The 20,482-nt window shown below is 66.6% G+C and carries 21 protein-coding genes and 2 riboswitches; of the genes, 13 read left to right on the top strand and 8 right to left on the bottom strand.

Translation table 11 applies throughout. The annotated features are described in order from the left end of the window. Positions 1 to 3 precede the first annotated feature (3 nt). Both ACTWQD_RS10230 and ACTWQD_RS10225 read right to left on the bottom strand, forming a co-directional pair. The gene (locus ACTWQD_RS10230; protein WP_443196023.1) at positions 4 to 381 is read right to left on the bottom strand and encodes a hypothetical protein; all 378 of its coding nucleotides are present in this window, start codon (positions 379 to 381) and stop codon (positions 4 to 6) included. 223 nt (positions 382 to 604) lie between these two features. Further along, complete coding sequence (locus tag ACTWQD_RS10225) at positions 605 to 1,378, bottom strand: hypothetical protein (RefSeq protein WP_443196022.1); 774 nt, start codon at positions 1,376 to 1,378, stop codon at positions 605 to 607. 789 nt (positions 1,379 to 2,167) lie between these two features. On the opposite strand from ACTWQD_RS10225, the gene ACTWQD_RS10220 reads away from it, so the two are divergent. The 3 genes from ACTWQD_RS10220 to ACTWQD_RS10210 all read left to right on the top strand — a co-directional run bounded on the left by ACTWQD_RS10220 (position 2,168) and on the right by ACTWQD_RS10210 (position 3,584). Beyond that, the gene (locus ACTWQD_RS10220; protein ID WP_443196021.1) at positions 2,168 to 2,893 is read left to right on the top strand and encodes a hypothetical protein; all 726 of its coding nucleotides are present in this window, start codon (positions 2,168 to 2,170) and stop codon (positions 2,891 to 2,893) included. A 188-nt stretch (positions 2,894 to 3,081) separates the two neighbouring features. After that, positions 3,082 to 3,261, top strand: a complete 180-nt coding sequence (locus tag ACTWQD_RS10215; RefSeq protein ID WP_443196020.1) for a hypothetical protein — start codon at positions 3,082 to 3,084, stop codon at positions 3,259 to 3,261. A 194-nt stretch (positions 3,262 to 3,455) separates the two neighbouring features. Further along, the gene (locus ACTWQD_RS10210; RefSeq protein WP_443196019.1) at positions 3,456 to 3,584 is read left to right on the top strand and encodes a hypothetical protein; all 129 of its coding nucleotides are present in this window, start codon (positions 3,456 to 3,458) and stop codon (positions 3,582 to 3,584) included. 10 nt (positions 3,585 to 3,594) lie between these two features. On the opposite strand, the gene ACTWQD_RS10205 is transcribed toward ACTWQD_RS10210, so the two are convergent. Next, on the bottom strand, positions 3,595 to 4,275 hold the full coding sequence (locus ACTWQD_RS10205) for a histidine phosphatase family protein (RefSeq protein WP_443196018.1): 681 nt from the start codon (positions 4,273 to 4,275) through the stop codon (positions 3,595 to 3,597). Between the two features lie 78 nt (positions 4,276 to 4,353). On the opposite strand from ACTWQD_RS10205, the gene ACTWQD_RS10200 reads away from it, so the two are divergent. Continuing rightward, complete coding sequence (locus tag ACTWQD_RS10200) at positions 4,354 to 5,136, top strand: CPBP family intramembrane glutamic endopeptidase (RefSeq protein WP_443196017.1); 783 nt, start codon at positions 4,354 to 4,356, stop codon at positions 5,134 to 5,136. Positions 5,137 to 5,250: 114 nt separating this feature from the next. On the opposite strand, the gene ACTWQD_RS10195 is transcribed toward ACTWQD_RS10200, so the two are convergent. Beyond that, a complete protein-coding gene (locus ACTWQD_RS10195) occupies positions 5,251 to 5,889 on the bottom strand; it encodes a VOC family protein (protein ID WP_443196016.1) in 639 nt (212 codons plus the stop codon). Positions 5,890 to 6,093: 204 nt separating this feature from the next. Then, positions 6,094 to 6,209: riboswitch (SAM riboswitch) on the top strand. A gap of 63 nt (positions 6,210 to 6,272) precedes the next feature. On the opposite strand from ACTWQD_RS10195, the gene ACTWQD_RS10190 reads away from it, so the two are divergent. The 3 genes from ACTWQD_RS10190 (at position 6,273) to ACTWQD_RS10180 (ending at position 10,509) form a co-directional block, all read left to right on the top strand. Then, positions 6,273 to 7,589, top strand: coding sequence for a bifunctional o-acetylhomoserine/o-acetylserine sulfhydrylase (locus tag ACTWQD_RS10190; RefSeq protein ID WP_443196015.1), 1,317 nt, complete (start codon positions 6,273 to 6,275; stop codon positions 7,587 to 7,589). A 75-nt stretch (positions 7,590 to 7,664) separates the two neighbouring features. After that, positions 7,665 to 7,780: riboswitch (SAM riboswitch) on the top strand. 11 nt (positions 7,781 to 7,791) lie between these two features. Further along, positions 7,792 to 8,943, top strand: a complete 1,152-nt coding sequence (gene metX / locus ACTWQD_RS10185; RefSeq protein WP_443196014.1) for a homoserine O-acetyltransferase MetX — start codon at positions 7,792 to 7,794, stop codon at positions 8,941 to 8,943. 183 nt (positions 8,944 to 9,126) lie between these two features. Then, positions 9,127 to 10,509, top strand: coding sequence for an MFS transporter (locus ACTWQD_RS10180; protein WP_443196013.1), 1,383 nt, complete (start codon positions 9,127 to 9,129; stop codon positions 10,507 to 10,509). 146 nt (positions 10,510 to 10,655) lie between these two features. Here ACTWQD_RS10180 and ACTWQD_RS10175 read toward each other — a convergent pair whose 3' ends face one another. Then, complete coding sequence (locus tag ACTWQD_RS10175; protein WP_443196197.1) at positions 10,656 to 11,555, bottom strand: LysR family transcriptional regulator; 900 nt, start codon at positions 11,553 to 11,555, stop codon at positions 10,656 to 10,658. Positions 11,556 to 11,699: 144 nt separating this feature from the next. On the opposite strand from ACTWQD_RS10175, the gene mmsB reads away from it, so the two are divergent. Further along, positions 11,700 to 12,602, top strand: coding sequence for a 3-hydroxyisobutyrate dehydrogenase (mmsB, locus tag ACTWQD_RS10170; protein WP_443196012.1), 903 nt, complete (start codon positions 11,700 to 11,702; stop codon positions 12,600 to 12,602). Positions 12,603 to 12,628: 26 nt separating this feature from the next. Continuing rightward, a complete protein-coding gene (locus tag ACTWQD_RS10165; RefSeq protein WP_443196011.1) occupies positions 12,629 to 14,113 on the top strand; it encodes a CoA-acylating methylmalonate-semialdehyde dehydrogenase in 1,485 nt (494 codons plus the stop codon). 95 nt (positions 14,114 to 14,208) lie between these two features. Here ACTWQD_RS10165 and ACTWQD_RS10160 read toward each other — a convergent pair whose 3' ends face one another. Both ACTWQD_RS10160 and ACTWQD_RS10155 read right to left on the bottom strand, forming a co-directional pair. Beyond that, entirely contained in the window at positions 14,209 to 14,775 is a 567-nt protein-coding gene (locus ACTWQD_RS10160) for a hypothetical protein (protein WP_443196010.1), read from the bottom strand. 72 nt (positions 14,776 to 14,847) lie between these two features. Further along, positions 14,848 to 15,645, bottom strand: a complete 798-nt coding sequence (locus tag ACTWQD_RS10155; RefSeq protein WP_443196196.1) for an SGNH/GDSL hydrolase family protein — start codon at positions 15,643 to 15,645, stop codon at positions 14,848 to 14,850. A gap of 148 nt (positions 15,646 to 15,793) precedes the next feature. Between ACTWQD_RS10155 and ACTWQD_RS10150 the strand changes: the two genes are divergently transcribed. Next, on the top strand, positions 15,794 to 16,444 hold the full coding sequence (locus ACTWQD_RS10150; protein WP_443196009.1) for an alpha/beta hydrolase: 651 nt from the start codon (positions 15,794 to 15,796) through the stop codon (positions 16,442 to 16,444). Between the two features lie 75 nt (positions 16,445 to 16,519). On the opposite strand, the gene ACTWQD_RS10145 is transcribed toward ACTWQD_RS10150, so the two are convergent. After that, positions 16,520 to 16,756: an RNA-binding S4 domain-containing protein gene (locus ACTWQD_RS10145; RefSeq protein WP_443196008.1), complete on the bottom strand. Its 237-nt coding sequence runs from the start codon at positions 16,754 to 16,756 to the stop codon at positions 16,520 to 16,522. 33 nt (positions 16,757 to 16,789) lie between these two features. Between ACTWQD_RS10145 and ACTWQD_RS10140 the strand changes: the two genes are divergently transcribed. From ACTWQD_RS10140 to ACTWQD_RS10130, 3 genes are all read left to right on the top strand, one after another. Then, positions 16,790 to 17,758, top strand: a complete 969-nt coding sequence (locus ACTWQD_RS10140; protein ID WP_443196007.1) for a DMT family transporter — start codon at positions 16,790 to 16,792, stop codon at positions 17,756 to 17,758. 284 nt (positions 17,759 to 18,042) lie between these two features. Further along, the gene (locus ACTWQD_RS10135; protein ID WP_443196006.1) at positions 18,043 to 19,428 is read left to right on the top strand and encodes a glycine--tRNA ligase; all 1,386 of its coding nucleotides are present in this window, start codon (positions 18,043 to 18,045) and stop codon (positions 19,426 to 19,428) included. 2 nt (positions 19,429 to 19,430) lie between these two features. Next, positions 19,431 to 20,450, top strand: coding sequence for a GNAT family N-acetyltransferase (locus ACTWQD_RS10130; RefSeq protein ID WP_443196005.1), 1,020 nt, complete (start codon positions 19,431 to 19,433; stop codon positions 20,448 to 20,450). Positions 20,451 to 20,482 lie beyond the last annotated feature (32 nt).

The raw sequence follows: 20,482 nt of genomic DNA, 5'->3' as shown, positions 1-20,482 counted from the left end.
GGATCAGGTATGTTCCGAACCCGCACTAGGTTGGTGACTACCCACGGGCCGCGGCCAGTTGAGCATTGCTCCGTTGATTACGTTATTGATCAGACTTTCAATGAAGATAACCGTCTCCTCACGGGCAACGACATACTTCGTAGGGTGGCCACAGCGATTGCGGAGATCCAACTTCTCGGACAGCAGTAGACGGGCGTTCCTGTTGAACAAGCCAGCGTCTTCGCAGATCATAAAGAAGTTGCTGTCGGTGAGGTACAGCAGGTCGTCCCGCTTTTTTATCTTCTTGTAGTTGTGTGCGTTGCCGAAACGGGCTGAGTTCGCAGATTCAACCGTTTTGATACCACCGACTTGTGCCTCGATGGTTTGGTAGAGGTGTTCCATAACGGCAGACCAAACCATGAGCACGGCACCGCGATAGCAACGATTCTCGTAGCAGTCCACCGCTTCGTTAAGGTACTCCCGATACTCGGGCCTACTCTGACGAGTGGTCTCACGTAGGGAGTGCAGTGCCTCAGTGGGATTCTGCCGGGAAAGGTCTCTGACTGGGATCGCATATGCCTCCTGTAGCGAGCGGAGGCCAGTGATCCGTCGGGTGAAGTCTTGTTCAGTCGTCGACATGCTTATCGAGGACATACCTGGCCATGTTGCGGAAGATCTCCTTGACGGTGTCAGCAGTAGCGTTAGCCGCGATATGAATTTCGACGTTGACGTGGACATTCGGGCTGGCCGACACTTGGACGCTCGGAGGCGCAGGAGGAGTGGTGTTGGGTGCCGCGCTCGCACCGAAGGGGGACGGGATCCCCTTGTCGGCGGCTGCTGGAACGGTGTCGACGGCAGTCTCTACCTGTGAGTCCTGGTCGTCAGAAGTATCAAGGAGGGCCGAAACCTGGTCCAGCGACGTCATGAACCGAGTTTCCTTGCCACCCCTTCCGATTTTGAGGGAACCGAGGTTGGCTCCTTCGGCTACCCGGAAGAAGAAGACAGCGCCATCTTTCAGGCGTTCTCCGGTGACTTCGCCGACACTATCTCGATGCTGCGCTTGCCAATACTGGCCAACTTCTACAGCTGTCACTTCCGACCTTGTTCCGAAGTGGATCCAGTCGACGGTATGCCGATACAGGTCGCTGTGAAGGATTCCCTCTCGGAGAGCGCCGACGCGGTCACCGCCTTGGAAGCGCATGCCGTTGTCGGCCGCTTTCACATTGGTGCCATCTCGGTCAATCATCTTGAGATAAGCCATGGCTCCGATTTTGCGGTCGTCCAGAAGTTTGGCGTCCAGTGATTTCTTCGCCTTGTCGACCGAGACCCAGCCGATTTGGCGGCTCAGGTAGGCGAGAACTGCCTCGATGTCTTCAATACTTGCTCTAATCGGTATCATGTGGCCCCATTTTCGATGAAGAAATAATCTTGTCCAGTATCACCGAGGGCCGTGGACGATCTGTTTAGACACGCCTGCAATTGGGCACTAAGTGGCCCCTGACCTGCGGGTTTGCCGAGTCGAGAGGCGTCCAGAACTGAGCCGACTCCCGGCACCGTCGCCGTGTTTCATGTGGGAGCGTAATCTTTGCCTAGCCAGAAGGTCCCCAGATCCCTAGGTCCTTAGGTCCGGTCGTCCGGCTGCGGTGGGGCAAGCATCCCTTCGACCCTCCCCGATTCCGTGGCCGGCTGTCGGCGAATCGGACTTCCGAGCTTCCGTTGCCTTACCCCTCCCCGCCCGCAGGGCGGGGTGTCGGTGTCAGCGCCGCGGAGGTATAGCCGACGAGGCCGTCCGGGCTCTTCGACTTTTACCGGGCCACCATCACGAGCGACCGGCACGCCGATCCATTACGCAACGGCTCCTCGGCGGGAATCACCCAACGCTACGGGGCAGACAACACGAGCAGGGCGGGTGGCTGGTCCGTGTTCTACCCGGAGGAGCTCCTGCCGTGGCGGACCGCCCTTAGCACCAGCGATGACGACAACGAAAATCACGGCGTACTTTACCAGATCGAAGTCCCCCTCACGTCTTTCCGTGCCGAGCGCTCCTCGTTGGTTGCCTCACGAGCGGGGCTTGAGTCCACGCAGCGTCGGTGAGATGGCGTGATCCACTGTTTCTGGACCTCAACCTCGACTCGGAGGGCCTTCTGGCCAGGCGGGATTTGAACTCCCACTGTGGTGTAGTAGGGGCATGACTCCTGTTGCTTTGATGCTATTGCAGCTCATCGATGCTAACGAACAAGCTCAGCGCGCCGCCGATGCTGGCTGGGAGACGGCGAAATGGACGTTCTGGCTAGTTTTGGCCACTTTCTTGCTCGTCGCTGGCGCGGCAGCAGCCGCCGTCTACGCCAAGCAGACTTGGGAGACTGCACAAGGGCAACTACGGGCGGCCGAGGCAGAGCGAGACAACTCTAACGCTCAGTTGAAGCTCGCCCAGCAAGCCGATAGGGAGCGGGAGGCGACCAACGTGTCAGCATGGTTGCGAGTTCACCGACCGTATATTTTTGTCTATGTGCGGAACGGCAACGGTGGGCCCGTTTATGACGTCCGATGCAAAGTTTCAGCCAAGCCCGACGGCGCTCTTCCAGAGCCCTCGCTTGATGTCTGCACATGGGACCAGATGGCTCTCGCGCCGGCTGCCGCAGCCGTTGATAACGATCTGCGCGCACAGGTGCACGAGGACAGTGTTGTCTACGAATACACGCGTGACGGCATCCGCCGCACAAGATCCGGATCTGATCGAATCGGTCTGGCTAAAACTGCGGACTTCAAGTCGTGGGACGGTGACCCGAAGTCCGTTGGGCTGGCTGTGGAACTGACCTTTCGCGACTCCTCAGGCAGGGGTTGGCATCGGGCTTGGAACGGCTACCTGACCCAGATAGATGTGCATGGTAGGTCTCTAGAAACAGGCAGGTGAACCGGGCGGCAGGGCCATCGGAAACACTGAGTCGAGGTGCAACCGTCGGTGGGTCCGTTTGACCCAGCGAGCGGCAGTGCCTTAGAGCTGATCGTTACGACAATTGGAGCGGACATAAACTGTCCGGTTCGGCTGATAGGGACCCAAGCCGGCGCAGATTGACACTGACCGCGGGACATAACCACGGGATGACAGAACCGTCCGGATACGAGCTCAACGCATGGCGTGACGTTGAGCTGTTCAAGGGCCGCCCCATCTCCTGGTCGATGCACTACGCCGGCGAGCAAGTGATCAGCGGCGCCGCGAACCTTAGTGAACGCGCCGCGCAGTACTTGGATGACCGCCCGGGAGCTCGCGCCGTCGGTTAGCGAGGCCAAGAATTTACGGCCAAGGGTGCTCAAAGCTTCAGCAATGGGGCACGAAAAACCCAAAGAGGCCCTCCGGGCGGCGTCGTCGGCTGGAGCGGTGCAGCCGTCGGGTCCGTAAAAACAAATGGGGGGAGGGGTCGCACGGGCGGGGCTGACGCCCAACGGTGTGGTCAAGAAGCACAAAAAGCGCGGGCATGACGTCGGTCGCTTTTCTCGCCGGGCTGGCATTGGGGAACGTCGACGTCGTCCGCGCCGAGGAACCGCCTAAACAGGGCGGCCCGGGCGGAAAGTTCCGCCAGGTGATCGCCCGGGTGTCCGGGTGAGGCTAGGGGCCTAAAAGAACATTGGCGGGGCGTCCAGCACGGTCTCGTCGACCCGGCGGTCCACCCACTGGCTGAACGGCTTGTCCAGTTCGTACTTGCCGCGCCCGGTCCGCAGCAGGGTCCGCACCTCGGCGTTGTCCGGGTTGTTCAGCGACTCAAAGTACTCCACCGACCAGTGGAACCAGCGCATGCAGAACAGCCGCATGGTGAGCCCATGCGTCACAAACAGCGCATTCGGGGCGTAGCCGGGCTTGGACCAGTGCCGGTACAGGGTTTCCATGAAGGAGGAGATCCGGTCGTAGACATCGGAGCCGGACTCGCCTTCGCGAAAGCGGTAGAAGAAGTGGCCGTAGGCGTTCCGGAGTTCCTTCTGGTCCTCGATCTCGCCGGCGATCTGGAAGTTGGCCCAGTCCTGCTCCCGCAGCCGCGGTTCCTCGATCACCCGCTCCACCAACGGCCCGAGGTCCAGCGCCTCCAGGGTCTGGTAGGCGCGCAGGTAGGGGGAGACGTACACGCAGACCGGGCGGCCGTCCAGCAGCCGCCGCACCTCCTCGCCGGCGGCCCGGGCCTGCTCCACCCCGAGGGCGGTCAGCGGAATCCGGTAATCAGGTACGCGGTTGTAGATCGAGGTGTCGGCGTTGGCGGCGGACTGGCCGTGCCGGATCATGATGATTTTCCCGGGCGCACTCATAAAACCCAAGCATAGGGCCCGGCCGCGCGGCGGCCCCGGATTCAGGAAACTACCGGCAACTGCGGGCAAGATGGGAACATGCTGGTTCCCTCCCGCCGCCGCCTGCGGATTGAAATGTGGATTGTCCTGGGCCTGTCCTTGGGCCAATCCGCCGTGTATTCGGTGGTCCAGCTGCTGGACAAGATGACCCGGGCACCGCTGGCCGAGGGCACGTCGACGCTGAACCGCTCACAAAGCAGCCGCGAATACTTCGACCTCACCTACCAGCTGCTGGACATCATCTTCGCCCTGGTGCCCGTCGTCCTGGTGATCTATTTCCTGACCGAACACCGCCCGGCCGGCCTGGCCGGGGGAGGCAGCCACGGCGGAACGGCCTTCCAGCGGCTCGGCCTGAACTTTGACCGACCCGGCCGGGACCTGCTGCAGGGCTTCGGGCTGGCGGCGCTGATCGGCATCCCGTCCCTGGGCCTCTACGCGGCGGGCCGGGCGCTCGGCATCACCACGGCGATCATCCCCAGCGCGCTGGACGCCTACTGGTGGACGGTGCCGGTGCTGGTCCTGTCCGCGGTCCGGCACGGGATCGTGGAGGAAGTGATCGTGGTGGGCTACCTCCTGGACCGGCTGGGCAAACTCGGCTGGGCCATGCCCGCGGCGATCTTCGCCAGCGCCATGCTGCGGGGCAGCTACCACCTCTACCAGGGCTTTGGCCCGTTCATCGGCAACGCCATCATGGGCGTCATTTTCGCCGTCGTCTACACCCGGACCCGCAGGCTCATGCCGCTGGTGATTGCCCACGCGGTGCTGGACATTGTGGCGTTCGTCGGTTTCAGCCTCTTTGGCAAAGCCATCGGCCTCGGCTGAGCCCCGCAACGGGCCGGACCGGGCCCGGTTGGGGCTTAAAAGAATTCGGCCGCCATCGGTGGGTGACGACGTTGGCACCCGCTGATGGCGGCCGAAGTGTGGGGCGGTGGAGCGTCAGATGGTGACGGCTCCGGAGGCCGTCTCAAACGTGACGGAGAGGATGCCGGGCGTCCCGCGGGGAGCCAGCCAGTTCACGGCCACATCCTCCAGCGGCTTTTCCACCGGAACACCCAGCCATTCGGTGACGCGCTCGGCAGAGCCGGCAATGGTGAGGGCGGACATCTTGACCTGGCTCTCGTAGGCCTTGGACGGGTGGAGCTCCGGGTCGCCCTCCCACTTGAGCATGTACGGGACCTGGGGATCGGCGATGAGCCCCAGGATGCCGATCTGCTTCCAGACCAGTTCGCGGCCGTCCGGGAACTTCCGGTTGCCGTTGACGGCGGCGCGGCCCAGGCGCTCCTCGAACGGGGCCAGGTCGTCCACCTCGACGCACCAGCCCATCCAGCCGCCGCCTGCCTCGGACCGGGCGCGTACGGCCTGGCCGAAGGGGGCCTTGTCGGATGCCGGGTGGTTCAGGACCTCCACGACCTCCAGGTATTTGTGTCCCGCGAGCGGGATGATCATGTTGCGGGTCCCAAAACGGGGGTGTACTCCGCCCTTCACGGCTTCAACGCCGAGGGCGGACGCAATTCTTTCAGTGGTGGCCGCGAGGCCATCTTGTTCACAGGCGTAAGAGACGTGATCCATGCGCATGCCCTCATCTTGGCACTTTGTGATGCGGCTCTCAGCTTAGGTCATCCTTACCGAGATGGGATGTCATTTTCAGAAGCCTTCCGGAGGGCACTTTTCCGCGCCGTTGCAGGAAACCCAGGCGTCCGGCGGGGCCCGCAGCCCGCCCCGCTTCATGTTCGTCATAAAGCTATCCAGAGCCCGGAACCGGTTCCTAGACTGGGCTCAGGTCATGAGTGCCAGCACACAGCCCCGGCTTGCTGGCCGGCAACCCTCGTATCGCGGTGGGGTGCCCCGGGTGAAGACCTGGCCCTCCGGCGCCCGCCGGTAGGCAAGCGCGGCACCAGCACTGACCCCGGCCTCTGGGCCCCGGGCCGGTCTGGGCCCAGTCCCCAAGGAGTTTCCCGATGTCCAATGCCTGGTCCTTCGAAACCCGCCAGATCCACGCCGGCCAGGAGCCGGACAGTGCCACCGGCGCCCGGTCGCTGCCGATTTACCAGACGACGTCGTTCGTCTTCCCCAGCGCCGAAAGCGCCGCCAACCGCTTCGCCCTCGCCGAGCTGGCGCCCATCTACACGCGGATCGGCAACCCCACCCAGGACGCCGTCGAGCAGCGGGTGGCCAGCCTGGAAGGCGGGCTCGCGGCGCTGCTGCTGAGCTCGGGGCAGGCCGCGGAGACCTTCGCGATCCTGAACATCGCCGAGGCCGGCGACCACATCGTGGCCAGCCCCAGCCTCTACGGCGGCACCTACAACCTGCTGGCACACACGCTGAAGAAGTTCGGCATCTCCGTAACCTTCGTCGAGGACCCGGACAACCTGGCGCAGTGGCGCGACGCCGTGCAGCCCAACACCAAGCTGTTCTTCGGCGAGGTGGTCTCCAACCCCCGCCAAGACGTGCTGGACATCGGGGGCATCTCGGCGGTGGCGCACGGGGCCGGCGTTCCGCTGATCGTGGACAACACCCTCTCCACGCCGTACCTCATCCGGCCGATCGAGTGGGGCGCGGACATCGTGGTGCACTCCGCCACCAAGTACCTCGGCGGCCACGGCGCCGCCATTGCGGGCGTCATTGTGGACTCCGGCAACTTCGACTTCGGCAGGGACCCGGAGCGGTTCCCCGGCTTCAATACCCCGGACCCCACCTACAACGGGCTGGTCTACGCCCGGGACCTCGGCGCGGACGGGGCCCTTGGCGCCAACCTCTCCTTCATCCTCAAAGCCCGCGTCCAGCTGCTGCGCGACCTTGGCTCGGCGGTCTCGCCGTTCAACGCCTTCCTGATCGCCCAGGGCATCGAGACCCTGAGCCTGCGCATGGAACGGCACGTCGCCAACGCCACCCGGGTGGCTGAATGGCTCGAGGCCAGGGACGACGTCGAATCGGTCGCCTATGCGGGGCTGCCATCGAGCCCCTGGTACGAACGCGGGCGCCAGTACGGCCCCCGGGGCACCGGCGCCGTCGTGGCCTTCAACCTCGCCGGGGGAGCGGAGGCAGGCAAACGCTTCGTCGATGCCCTGGAGCTGCACTCCCACGTGGCGAACATCGGCGACGTGCGCTCGCTGGTCATCCACCCGGCGTCGACCACCCACAGCCAGCTCTCGGCGGAACAGCAGGCGGTGGCCGGGGTGACCCCGGGCCTCGTCCGGCTCTCCGTCGGCCTGGAACACATCGACGACATCCTGGCCGACCTCGAAGCCGGGTTCCGGGCAGCCAAGGACGCCTAGGCCGGGAGGGGGCAGCCGTCACATGGAAGTCACAATCTTCGCCACATCGCCGCCCTCTTTCGTAAACTCAGTGCAGGTCATGAGTGCCAGCGACAGCCCCGGCTTGCTGGCCGGCAACCCTCCATTTGCGGCGGGGTGCCCCGGGTGAAGACCTGGCCTGCCGGTCAGCTGACGGTGGGCAAGCGCGAAGTTAGGTCTACACATGACGATTGCCGCCACCCGCCAGGGTGCCCCTGCCAGCACCACCACCGCCCTCCCCGCCACAGCGGCGCCGGACGGCACAGTCCAGTACGTCCGGATCGGCGACCTGGAGCTTGAATCCGGTGCCCGGCTGCCGGACGTCACGCTGGCCTACGAAACCTGGGGAACCCTCAACCCGGAGGCCACCAACGCGGTCCTGATCGAACACGCCCTGACGGGGGATACCCACGTCACGCGCGGCGCCAGCGAGGAGCCGGGCTGGTGGGAGCAGCTGGCCGGCCCCGGCGCCCCCGTGGACACGGACAAGTACTTCGTCGTCTCGATCAACATTCTGGGCGGCTGCTACGGCTCCACCGGGCCGTCGACGGCGGCGCCGGACGGCCGGCCCTGGGGCTCCCGGTTCCCGCTGGTCACCCTGCGGGACACGACGGCGGCCGAGGCCAGGCTCGCCGATGCCCTCGGAATCCGCGCCTGGCACGCCGTGCTGGGCGGCTCGCTGGGCGGGGCCCGGGCCCTCGAATGGGCCGTCAGCTATCCGGACCGGGTGCGGCGCTGCGGCGTTTTTTCGGTGGGCGCCAGCAGCACCGCCGAGCAGATTGCCTTCGCCCAGGCCCAGACCCTGGCCATCCGGCAGGACCCGAACTTCAACGGCGGGGACTACTACGGCGGGCAGCAGCCGGAAGCGGGCCTGGCCCTGGCCCGGCGGATAGCGCATATCACTTACCGCTCCGCCGCGGAGCTGGACGGACGGTTCGGCCGGAAGGCCCAGGGCGCGGAGGCCCCGCTGGAAGCCGGCTCCCTCGCCGGGCGCGGGCGCTACCAGGTGGAGAGCTACCTCGACCACCAGGGCAACAAGCTGGTCCGCCGCTTCGATGCGAACAGCTACATTGCCATCACCGAGGCCCTGATGAGCCACGACGTCACCCGCGGCCGCGGCCCCCTTGCGAAGGCACTGGCCCCGGCGACGGCGCAATTCCTGCTGGCCGCCGTCGACTCGGACCGGCTGTATTTTCCCGCGCAGACCCGCGCGCTGGCCGACGCGCTGCCGGGCGAGGTGGCCGTGCACACCATCGAGGCGCCGATCGGGCACGACGGCTTCCTGACCGAGATCGGCCAGCTCAGCAGCCAGCTCAGGCAGCACTTCTTCGGCTAGCCGGGCGTGTGCCGCCGGGGCGCACGTGTGCAATTTTGCAGATGGGCTCTGCACTAATGGCCGTTGAGGCCCAGGGCGTGAGCGTCCATACTCGTTGGGAATGATGCCCCAGTGTCACAAATCACAGGTATCCCATTGCCCAGAGTTCCATAGGGCGTCGACGGAGACGCCAAAGGAGTCGAAATGAGTACGCAAAACGCCGCCGCCAGGCGTCCGGAAGAGGAAGACGTCAAAGCGTCCGGCCTCAAAAAAGTAGTAACGGCCTCCATGGCCGGCACCGTGGTCGAGTGGTATGAATTCTTCCTCTACGCCTCCGCCGCCACCCTGGTCTTCGGCAAGATCTTCTTCCCGAACTCCGGCACCGAACTGGACGGCATCATCGCCGCGTTCCTGACCTACGCCGTCGGCTTCGTTGCACGCCCCATCGGCGGCATTGTCTTCGGCCACTTCGGCGACAAGTTCGGCCGCAAGCAGCTGCTCCAGCTCAGCATCATCCTGGTGGGCGTCTCCACCTTCCTGATGGGCTGCCTCCCCACCTTCCAGCAGATCGGCTACTGGGCTCCGGCCCTCCTGGTCTTCCTGCGCTTCGCCCAGGGCTTCGCCGTCGGCGGCGAATGGGGCGGCGCTGTCCTCCTCGTCGCCGAGCACAGCCCCAGCAAGTCCCGCGGCTTCTGGGCCAGCTGGCCGCAGTCCGCCGTTCCGCTGGGCAACCTGCTCGCCACCGGCGTGCTGTTCACACTCTCCGCCACCCTGTCCTCCGCTGACTTCCTCAGCTGGGGCTGGCGCGTGGCCTTCTGGCTCTCCGCCGTGATCGTCCTGGTGGGCTACTACATCCGCACCAAGGTCACCGACGCCCCCATCTTCCTGGAGGCCCAGAAGGAAGTTACCGAAGAGAAGAAGGGCTACGGCGTCGCCGAAGTGTTCCGCCGCTACCCGCGTGGCGTCTTCACCGCCATGGGCCTGCGCTTCGCGGAGAACATCCTCTACTACCTTGTGGTCACGTTCTCCATCACCTACCTGAAGGTCATCGTCCAGACGGACACCTCCCGGATCCTGCTGCTGCTGCTCGTGGCACACGCCATCCACTTCGCAGTGGTGCCGATGGTGGGCCGCATGTCGGACCGCTTCGGCCGCAAGCCGGTCTACATGGCCGGCGCCATCCTGGGCGGTACCTGGGGCTTCTTCGCCTTCCCGATGATGGACACCAAGAACGACTTCATCATCCTCGCCGCCATCACCATCGGCCTGCTGTTCCACGCCCTGATGTACGCCGGCCAGCCGGCCATCATGGCCGAGATGTTCCCCACCCGGATGCGCTACTCCGGCGTCTCCCTGGGGTACCAGGTCACCTCGATCGTGGCCGGTTCGATGGCCCCGATCATCGCCACGGCCCTGCTGAGCCAGTTCAAGTCCTCGACGCCGGTGGCCATCTACCTGCTCGGCGCCTGCCTGGTGACTATGGTGGCGGTGTACTTCCTCAAGGAAACCCGCGGCGTCTCGCTGCGCGACATTGATGCCGCCGATGCCCAGGGCACCGCGGACCTGCTCGCCGCCTCAAGAAAGTAGGCAAGCAACAGATAAGCAGCACCACCAGCAACGGCAACAGCCCGGGCCCCGCACTGCGGGACCCGGGCTGTTGCCGTTTGGCTCTCGCCCGTCCGTTCGGGCAGAGGCTCTCAGCCCGCCAGGACGGCTCAGCCTGCCAGGACGGCTCAGCCTGCCAGGACGGCCTGGCGGGCGGCAATTTCGGTGCGGACGGCGGCAAGAACGGCCTGGACGGGGGCCGAGCGCAGCGACTCAGCGCGTGCCACCGCCCAGATGGGCAGCTGCCGCTGGAAGTCGTCGGGCAGCACCGGCAGGAACGCGGGGTCGCCCACCACCAGGAAGTTGGGCAGCAGGCCGATCCCTGCCCCGCGACGGACGGCCTCGAGCTGGGCGAAGATGCTGGTGGCCTGGAAACTGGACCGGGGAACGGGAAGCTGGGTGGAGCGGTGGCCCAGTTCGGCGACCTGCAGCGCCGACTCGACGTACGAGACAAAGCCGTGCTGCCGGACGTCGTCGAGCGTTCCCGGCAGCCCGTGCTCCCGGGCGTACTGCGGGCTCGCGTAGAGCCGGAGGAAATAGTTGGACAGGAAGATGGTCTGCGCGTTGCTGACGTCCAGGTTGCCCACCACCACCTCCAGGTCCACTCCGGAACGGTTCTGGCTGACCTTGCGGGTGGCGCTGAGCATTTCAACGTTGAGCAGCGGGTGCTCCCGCTGCAGAAGCACAAGGGCGGGCGCGACGAAGCCGGCGCCGAAGCCGTCCGGGGTGCTGATCCGGACCAGGCCCGAGAGGGCGTCGCCGGACTGCGCGATGCTGCTGGTGAGGGCGCCGAGGGTTCCCTCGATGGCCTCTGCGGCCGCCACCGCCTCGTTGCCGAGGTCCGTCAGTTCCCAGCCGTGCGGGCTCCGCTCGAGTGTCCGCCCGCCCAGCTGCCTGTCGAGGGCCAGGATCCGGCGGGAGATGGTGGTGTGCGTGGTGCCGAGGGTTTCCGCCACGGCGTTGAACCTGCCCAGCCGGGCCACCGTCAGCAGGATCAGCAGATCGTCAGGACTCGGGAGCCGCCTCAGGTCCACCGGCACTCCTTCGGAATCGGGAATGTGCATCCATGCACATACCATCTGTAATTTTTTGCCTTGATTGCACTGTAACAGGGTGTGATGCTGGACACTCAAAGACGCTGGAAAACGACGCAAAGCAAAGGAGCTTATGCCATGGCAGTAATCGCTTGGATCGGACTGGGGAACATGGGCGGGTCCATGTCGGTCAATCTCGCCAAGGCCGGCCACGACGTCCGCGGCTTCGACCTCAACGCCGAGGCCGTGGCCGCCGCGGAGGCAAGCGGCGTCAAACCCGCCGCGAGCATCGCCGACGCCGTCGACGGCGCCGACGTCGTCTTCACCATGCTCCCCAAGGGCGAGCACGCCCGCGCCGTCTACCTCGGCGAGGACGGCGTCCTGGCCCACGCGGACACCCGCACGCTGCTGGTGGATTCCTCCACGATCGACATCGCCTCCGCCCAGGCCCTGCACGACGCCGCCGCTGCCGCCGGCTTCCGCTTCGTCGACGCCCCGGTTTCCGGCGGCATGAGCGGCGCCAGGGCCGCCACCTTGACCTTCATGATCGGCGGCGAAGCCGGCGCCGTGGCCGAGGCCACCGAGTACATCAAGCCGATGGCCGCCAACATCATCCCCACCGGCGGTGCCACCACGGGCCAGGCCGCCAAGATCTGCAACAACCTCATGCTCTTCATCAACCTCGCCTCCACCGCGGAAGGCGCCGTCCTGGCCGACCGGCTCGGGCTGGACAAGCAGGTCTTCTGGGACATCGCGTCCGTCTCCTCCGGCGACAGCTGGGCCCTGCGCACGTGGTACCCGGTGGCCGGCGTGGTCCCCACCGCGGCCTCCAACAACGACTTCGCCCCGACCTTCACCACCGAACTGGCCAACAAGGACATTGGACTGGCCATCAGCGCAGCCCGCGACACCGGCACCCCGCTGGAAATCGGCGAGCACGTCCAGCAGCTTTTCCAGCGCCTGATCGACTCCGGCCAGTCCGGCATCGACTGCTCCGCGATCGTCAAGCTGGTCGACGGCTCCCTCGACGCGGCCAAGTAGCCCCCTTTCTGAGAAAGAGAACTCCCATGGAACGCATTCCGCACTTCATCAACGGCGCCCTGGTGTCCGACGCCGAGCGCTATGGCCCGGTGTTCAACCCGGCCACCGGCGAACAGGAAAAAGAGGTGGCACTGGCCTCCGCGGCCCGTGTCGAGGAGGCCATCGCCGCCGCCCGCGCCGCCCTCCCCGGCTGGCGCGCCACCAGCCTCGCCAAGCGCACCAACATCTTCTTCAAGGTCCGCGAACTGCTGATGCAGCGCCGGCCCGAACTGGCTGCCCTGCTGACCAGCGAACATGGCAAGGTCCTCTCCGACGCCGAGGGCGAGATCACCCGCGGCCTGGAGAACATCGAATTCGCCACCGGCCTGTCCCACATGCTCAAAGGTGAGCGCTCCGAGCAGGTGGCCGGCGGCGTCGATGTCCACTCCGTCCGCCAGCCGGTGGGCGTGGTTGCCTGCATCACGCCGTTCAACTTCCCGGCCATGGTGCCGCTGTGGATGATCGGCAGCGCCCTGGCCTGCGGCAACACCGTGCTGCTCAAGCCCAGCGAGAAGGACCCGTCCTCGGCGAACTTCATTGCGCAGGTGTTCGCCGAGGCCGGGCTGCCCGCCGGTGTGCTCAACGTGGTGCACGGTGACAAGGAAGCCGTGGATGTCCTGCTGGAGCACCCGCACGTCAAGGCCATCAGCTTCGTCGGTTCGACGCCGATCGCCCAGTCCATCTACAAGCGCGCCGCCGACCACGGCAAGCGCGTGCAGGCCCTCGGCGGGGCCAAGAACCACATGGTGGTCCTGCCGGACGCGGACCTGAACATGGCCGCCGACGCCGCCGTCTCGGCAGCCTACGGCTCCGCCGGGGAACGCTGCATGGCAGTCAGCGTGCTGGTGGCTGTCGGGAACATCGCCGATGACCTGGTCGAGGCCATCACCACCCGGATGGCCACGCTCAAGATCGGCCCCGGCACGGACCCCGCCTCGCAGATGGGCCCGCTCATCACGGCCGAACACCGCGACAAGGTGGCCTCCTACGTCGCCGGCGCGGCGCAGGAAGGCGCCACCGTGGTGGTGGACGGCCGGGACCAGGCCTTCGACTCGAACGGCTTCTTCATCGGCGTCAGCCTGGTGGACCACGTCAAGCCCGGCATGAAGGTCTACGACGACGAAATCTTCGGCCCGGTCCTGTCCGTGGTCCGCGTCGAGACCTACGCCGACGCCGTCCAGCTGGTCAACGACAACGAGTTCGGGAACGGCGTGGCCATCTTCACCCGCGACGGCGGCGCCGCGCGGCAGTTCGAATTCGACGTCGAGGCCGGCATGGTGGGCGTCAACGTGCCCATCCCGGTTCCGGTGGGGACCTTCTCCTTTGGCGGCTGGAAGAACTCGCTCTTCGGCGACACCCACATGTACGGCCCGGAAAGCATCCGCTTCTACACCCGCGGCAAGGTGGTCACCACCCGCTGGCCGGACCCGTCCACCTCGGTGATCGACCTCGGCTTCCCCCAGGTCGACTGACCACCCGCCCGCCAAAAGCAACGCGGGGTCACTCCCGGTCCATCAGCGCCTGCTGGATGGACCGGGAGTGACCCCGCGTTGTTGTGTCTGGGAGGTCAGCCCTTCATGATCTCGTCGCGCTGGGCCATGTAGTCCTCCATGGTGATCTCGCCCCCGCTGTACTTCTGGTCCAGTTCGGCGAGCCTGCGTGCCCGGTAGCCCTGCGGGGCCGACGGCGACGGCGGCGGCGGTACCGCGGGGCCCGACGGCATCTGCCCGCCGGGCTGCTGGCCGTCGAACTGCTGCGGCGCCTGCTGCTGGAATGGCTGCGGCTGGTTGCCGGGGTAGCCCGGGCTGTCCTCATAGGGGACGGGGGACTGGTATGGCTGGCCCGGATACTGCTGGTTGGCTGGCGGGGCGGGAGGCCGCGGGGCGCCGAGCTGGCCAAAGGCCCCGAAGTAGTCCCGCTGGGTCATGCCGTCGCGCGGCTGTTTGTTCTGCGGGCCCGGGTAGGGGCCGGCGCCGTAGCCGGGCTGGTCGCCGGGGAACTGCCCGCCCTGGCCCGGGAAGCCGCCCGGCATGCCCTGGTTCTGGTCCCGCCCGCGCACCGACCTTTTGTAGTAGCGCATCGCGATGGGGATCAGGAATGACAAGATGATGATCCAAAGGAACAAGTTGCTCACGGTACCGGGCCTCTCAGGAAGTGTCTCTTCAGCTTAACGCCCACGTTCCGCGCAGCGTGCCCGGGGCAGCGGTCAGGAACGCACCGGCTCCTCGGAGGCCGGCGGGCCCTCGCCCGAGCCGAGCGGCATTCCCGGGCCAAAGACCGGCCCGGGAAGGGGCCGCTTGGCCGTCACGCCGTCGCCGGAGGACCGTTGCCGGATCCGGCGGACCACCCACGGCACAAAGTGCTCGCGGGCCCAGACCAGGTCGCCGGAGCGCGCCTGCCGCCAGCTTTGCTGTGGCAGGGGCTTGGGGGAGAGGGGCTCCAGGGTGTGCTCGACGTTCAGCGAATCCAGCACCATGGCCGCGATGGTGTGATGGCCCAGGGGTGAGAAGTGCAGGCGGTCGGCGTCCCACATCTGGGGATCGCCCAGCTGCCGCAGGGACCACATGTCCGCGATGATGGCGTCGTGCCGGGCTGCGACGGTGCGGAGGTTCTCGTTGTAGATGGCCACTTTGCTGCGCACACGGCTTAGCACCGAGGACCCGGTGTCCGGGCCGTTGAACAGCACCACCGTGGCGCCGGCCAGGCTGAGGATCTGCACCACCGAGTCCAGCTTTTCCGCCAGGGCATCCGGATCCCCGCCGGGACGGATCAGGTCGTTCCCGCCGGCGGACAGCGTCACCAGGTCCGGACGGAGGGACAGGCAGTGTGCCAGCTGCTGGTCCACGATCTGCTGCAGGAGCCGGCCCCGCACAGCCAGGTTGGCATAGGCAAAGCCCTCGTGGCCGCGGCTCAGTTCCTCGGCCACCCGGTCCGCCCAGCCCCGGTGTCCGCCTGGGCTCGCCGGCTCGGGGTCGCCGATGCCTTCCGTGAAGGAGTCTCCCATGGCCACATAGCGGGTCCAGGGGTGGGGGACGGGGTTCTCCGGAAAATTCTCCGCGGCTTGGGTTTCGCTCACCTTTATATCGTGCCCTGTTCCGGCAAACCTACGCCACCGTAGGTTGTTACCTCCGGGTAACTGTAAGAATGGTGCCATGACTTCCGCCGTTGCCTTCCCCGCCCCTGTCGTCCTGTGGTCCAAGCCCGAGGAGGAGCGCGCCGGCAAGCCGCTCCTGGTGTTCCTGCACGGCTACGGCGCCAACGAAGAGGACCTGCTCAGCCTGGCAGAGCTGCTGCCGCAGGAATTCGCGGTGGCCTCGCTGCGCGCTCCGATGGTGTCCGGCGCCGGTTTTACCTGGTTCCCGCTGACCGCGTCCATCGACTACTCCGTCGACGCGGTCAAGGACGCCGCCGCGTACGCGGAGGACTGGCTGGACACGGTCCGTCCGAACCATCCGTCCGTGACGCTGCTGGGCTTTTCGATGGGGATGGCGCTGGCAACCACGCTGCTGCGGCGCCGGCCCGCGGACTATGCCGCCGTCGTCGGGCTGTCAGGCTTCGCCGTCGACGCCGGCGGTGACCCCAGCTTCCGCGACAACGAGCTCGATGGAACGGTGCCCGTGTTCTGGGGACGCGACCAGCAGGACCCGGTCATCACACCGGACAAGATCGAGTTCACCATGGGCTGGGTGCGCAAGCACGTGAAGCTCACCAAGGTGCTCTACACCGGCATGTGGCACGGGATTAACCAGCAGGAGATCGGCCACGTCTCCGAGTTCCTCACCCACGTGGTGCTGGCCAAATAACTGCCCGACGCGGGGCGCTGGCTGCCCAACGCCCGGCACCATACCCTGGCTTAGGCGCCGTCCTTAGCACTGTCCTTAGGCGCCAGCGGGGGTGCTGATCCGCACGGTCTGTCCGTTCACGGTCACGGTGTCGCCGTGGCGGAGCTGGCGGCCGCGCCGTTCGTCAATCTCGCCGTTGACCTTGACCAGCCCGGCCTTGATCAGCTCAGCCGCTTCGACGCCGTCCTCCACGAGGCTGGCGAGCTTCAGCAACTGACCCAGCCGGATCATGTCGTCGCGGATGGAGATGTCTTCAATTTCCGGGTTGCTCATACAAGCAATGATGCCTGACGTAAGGGAACAGCTATGACGCACACACCCCGGCTTCCGTTCATCGCCGGGCTGCCCCTCGCGGTAGCGGCGGGGCTGCTGATGCCTGTGCAGGGCAGGATCAACGGTGCCCTCGGGGCGGCGCTCGCGGACGGGATCGCCGCCGCCGTGGTGAGTTTCACCACGGGACTGGCGGTGATGGTTGCTGTGTCGCTCGCGCTGCCGAAGGGCCGGGCGGGACTGGCCCAGATCCTGCCGGCGGTCCGGGAGCGCAGGTTCCCCCGCTACTACCTCCTGGCCGGCTGCATCGGCGGGTTCTTCGTCTTCACCCAATCATTCACCGTAGGCCTGCTGGGCGTCGCCCTCTTTACGGTGGCGACCGTGACCGGGCAGACTCTCAGCGGCCTGTTCGTGGACCGGATGGGCATCGGACCCGCCGGCAAGCGGTCCATCACCGGCATCCGGGTGCTGGGCAGCATCCTGACCGTGGCCGCCGTCGCCTGGGCTGTCTCGCCGCGCTTCACCGGCGCCGGCCCGGGCCCGGGGGAGCTGCTGGTTCCCGTGCTCCTTCCCGTGCTGGCCGGATTCCTGATGAGTTTCCAGCAGGCCATGAACGGCACGGCCGCCGTGCACTACGGCACGCCAATTGCCGCCACCTTGATGAACTTCATCACCGGAGCCCTCCTGCTGTGGGCCGGCTGGCTGGTCAAGGTGGCCGTCGCGGGACCGGGCAACCCGCTGCCGGGCGAATGGTGGTACTACCTTGGCGGGCCGATGGGCTGCGTCTTTATCGGCGTTGGCGCGCTGCTGGTGCGCAGTCTCGGCGTCCTGGTGACGGGACTCGGGATGATCGCCGGGCAGCTGCTGGGTTCCCTCGGGCTGGACCTCGCCTTCCCGGCGCCCGGCACCGTGGTGGCGTTGCCCACGGTGCTGGGGACCCTGCTGACGCTCGCCGCCATCGTGCTGGCCAGCCTGCCCTGGCCGAAGGGCGCCCTGAAACGGTGACCGGACCTTTGTGACCGGACCCGCGTGACCGGACCTGTGTGACTCGGACCCCGGGGCCGGGCCCCGGTCGCTGCCGCCCGCCGGAACCCGGCAGGCCGGTAGGCTAGGAGGCGCAGCTTCCTGCACCGCCATCATTGTGTCCGCCTCCCGGAACGCGTGTTTGAGTGTGTGCTGTTTTAGGGATAAGTTGTGCGTTTTTGTAGTGCCCCGTCCGGCAACCAGCCGGGGTTCCGGGGCTGAGACCGCGGACCGCACCCAGCGGCCCTGTAGAAAGTGGAGTTTCCATGGCAGCAAAATCCGTACTCGACCAGATCATCTCCCTCGCCAAGCGACGGGGATTCGTCTTCCAGGCCGGTGAAATCTACGGTGGCTCCCGCTCTGCCTGGGATTACGGGCCCCTCGGCGCCGAACTGAAGGAAAACATCAAGCGCCAGTGGTGGCAGTCCGTGGTCCGCGGCCGCGAAGACGTCGTCGGCCTGGATTCCTCCGTCATCCTGCCCCGCCAGGTCTGGGAAGCGTCCGGCCACGTCGAGGTCTTCTCCGACCCGCTGGTGGAATGCCTGTCCTGCCACAAGCGCTACCGCGCGGACCACCTCGAGGAGGAATACGAGGAGAAGAAGGGCCGCCCGGCCGAGAACGGACTCAAGGACATCGCCTGCGCCAACTGCGGCACCCGCGGCGAATGGACCGAACCCCAGGAGTTCTCCGGCCTCCTCAAGACCTACCTCGGCCCCGTGGCCAGCGAAGAGGGCCTGCACTACCTGCGCCCCGAAACGGCCCAGGGCATCTTCGTGAACTTCAACAACGTGCTCACCACCTCCCGCCGGAAGCCCCCGTTCGGCATCGGCCAGATCGGCAAGTCCTTCCGCAACGAGATCACGCCGGGCAACTTCATCTTCCGCACCCGCGAGTTCGAGCAGATGGAGATGGAATTCTTCGTCGAGCCCGGCACGGACGAGCAGTGGCACCAGTACTGGATGAAGGAACGCATGGCCTGGTACACGGGCCTCGGCATCCGGGAAGAGAACCTGCGCTTCTTCGAGCACCCGCTGGAGAAGCTCAGCCACTATTCCAAGGGCACCACGGACATCGAATACCGCTTCGGCTTCCAGGGCTCCGAGTGGGGCGAGCTCGAGGGCATCGCCAACCGCACCGACTTCGATCTTTCCACGCACTCCAAGGCGTCCGGCCAGGACCTGAGCTACTTCAACCAGGCCACCAACGAGCGCTACACCCCGTACGTGATCGAGCCCGCCGCCGGCCTCACCCGCTCCTTCATGGCGTTTATGATCGACGCCTACACCGAGGACGAGGCACCCAATGCCAAGGGCGGCGTGGACGTCCGCACCGTCCTCAAGCTCGATCCGCGCCTCGCCCCGGTCAAGGCCGCCGTGCTGCCGCTGAGCCGCAACGAGGACCTGTCCCCGAAGGCCAAGGACCTCGCCGCCCAGCTGCGCAAGAGCTGGAACATCGAGTTCGACGACGCCGGCGCGATCGGCCGCCGCTACCGCCGCCAGGACGAGATCGGTACACCGTTCTGCATCACCGTGGACTTCGACACCCTCGACGACCAGGCCGTCACCATCCGCGAACGCGACACCATGAGCCAGGAACGCGTCTCCCTGGACAAGGTGGAGGGCTACCTGGCCGCACGGCTGATCGGCGCCTGAGAATGGCCATCGCATACCGCGAATGGCGCGACGGCGACGACCTCGCGCTGCTGGAAATGTGGGGCGGGCCGGAAACCGAGCAGGCCCGGCAGTTCCGCGGCACCCTGGCACCGTCGGTCAACGCCCCCTGGCGCCGCTGCATCGTGGCTGAAGATGTCATCGACGGCGTCGCCATCCCCGTCGCAGCCGGCGTGGTCCATGAGGCCTCGCTGCATCCGGAACGCCTCTGGGTGTACGTCGAGGTGGCCCGCGACCACCGCCGCACCGGCATCGGCTCCACGCTGCTGGCCATGCTGCGGCACGAGGCCGCGCAGTCGCCGTCGGGAGTGTCCCGGCTCCGGACCAAGGTGGAACCGGGCACGCCCGGTGCCGCCTTCGCCGAAGCCGCCGGCCTCGCCCCGATCCAGCGTTCCCGGCTGGTGGTCGTGGAGCCGGGGGCGCTCAAGCTCCCGGTCTTCGGTGACGGCTCGGAGGCGGCCGCCTCCGAGCAGGTCGAGGACCTAGCCACGGGGTCGGTGGAGCTCAGCGACGTCGTGGGCCGGTACTACACGGCCGTGCATGGCTGGGACAGCCCCGGCGAACTCAGCATCGCCACCGTGCAGCGGTTGTTCCTGGACGATCTCAGCGGCGCCCACGGCGCGATTGTGCTGCGCGCCCCCAAGGCCAGTGCCTTTGGCCAAGGGGTTCCCGCCAGCAAAAAGGGCCGGCTGCAGGCGTTCGCGGTCAGCTACGCCCAGGGCGGGCCGGACGTGGGCGGCCCCGACGCCGTCCAGGGCAACGGCCCCGCGGGCACGGCCGGCAAACCGTCCGACGTGTTCCTCGGCCACGAGCCGGAACTGTCCGCCGGGGACGCCCAGGCCGCTGTCCGGGACCTGCTGGCGCTCATCGCGTACCAGTACCCGGTGCTGCTGGAACTGGACGATTCGATGACTGCCCTGCGCGCCGTCGTCGAGCCGCTGCTGGAAACCGGCAAGGCACGCCTGGCCGGCGCGGAAACCCTGGTGGTCTCCGACCCCGCCTAGCCCCATACAGGGACTGGCCCGCACACGGCACC

Origin of the sequence: Pseudarthrobacter sp. 1C304, assembly GCF_052245515.1 — a bacterium.
In the GTDB taxonomy this organism is placed as follows: domain Bacteria; phylum Actinomycetota; class Actinomycetes; order Actinomycetales; family Micrococcaceae; genus Arthrobacter.
Note: the sequence above shows the minus strand (reverse complement) of the source record. Positions and strands in the feature narration are given on the sequence as shown.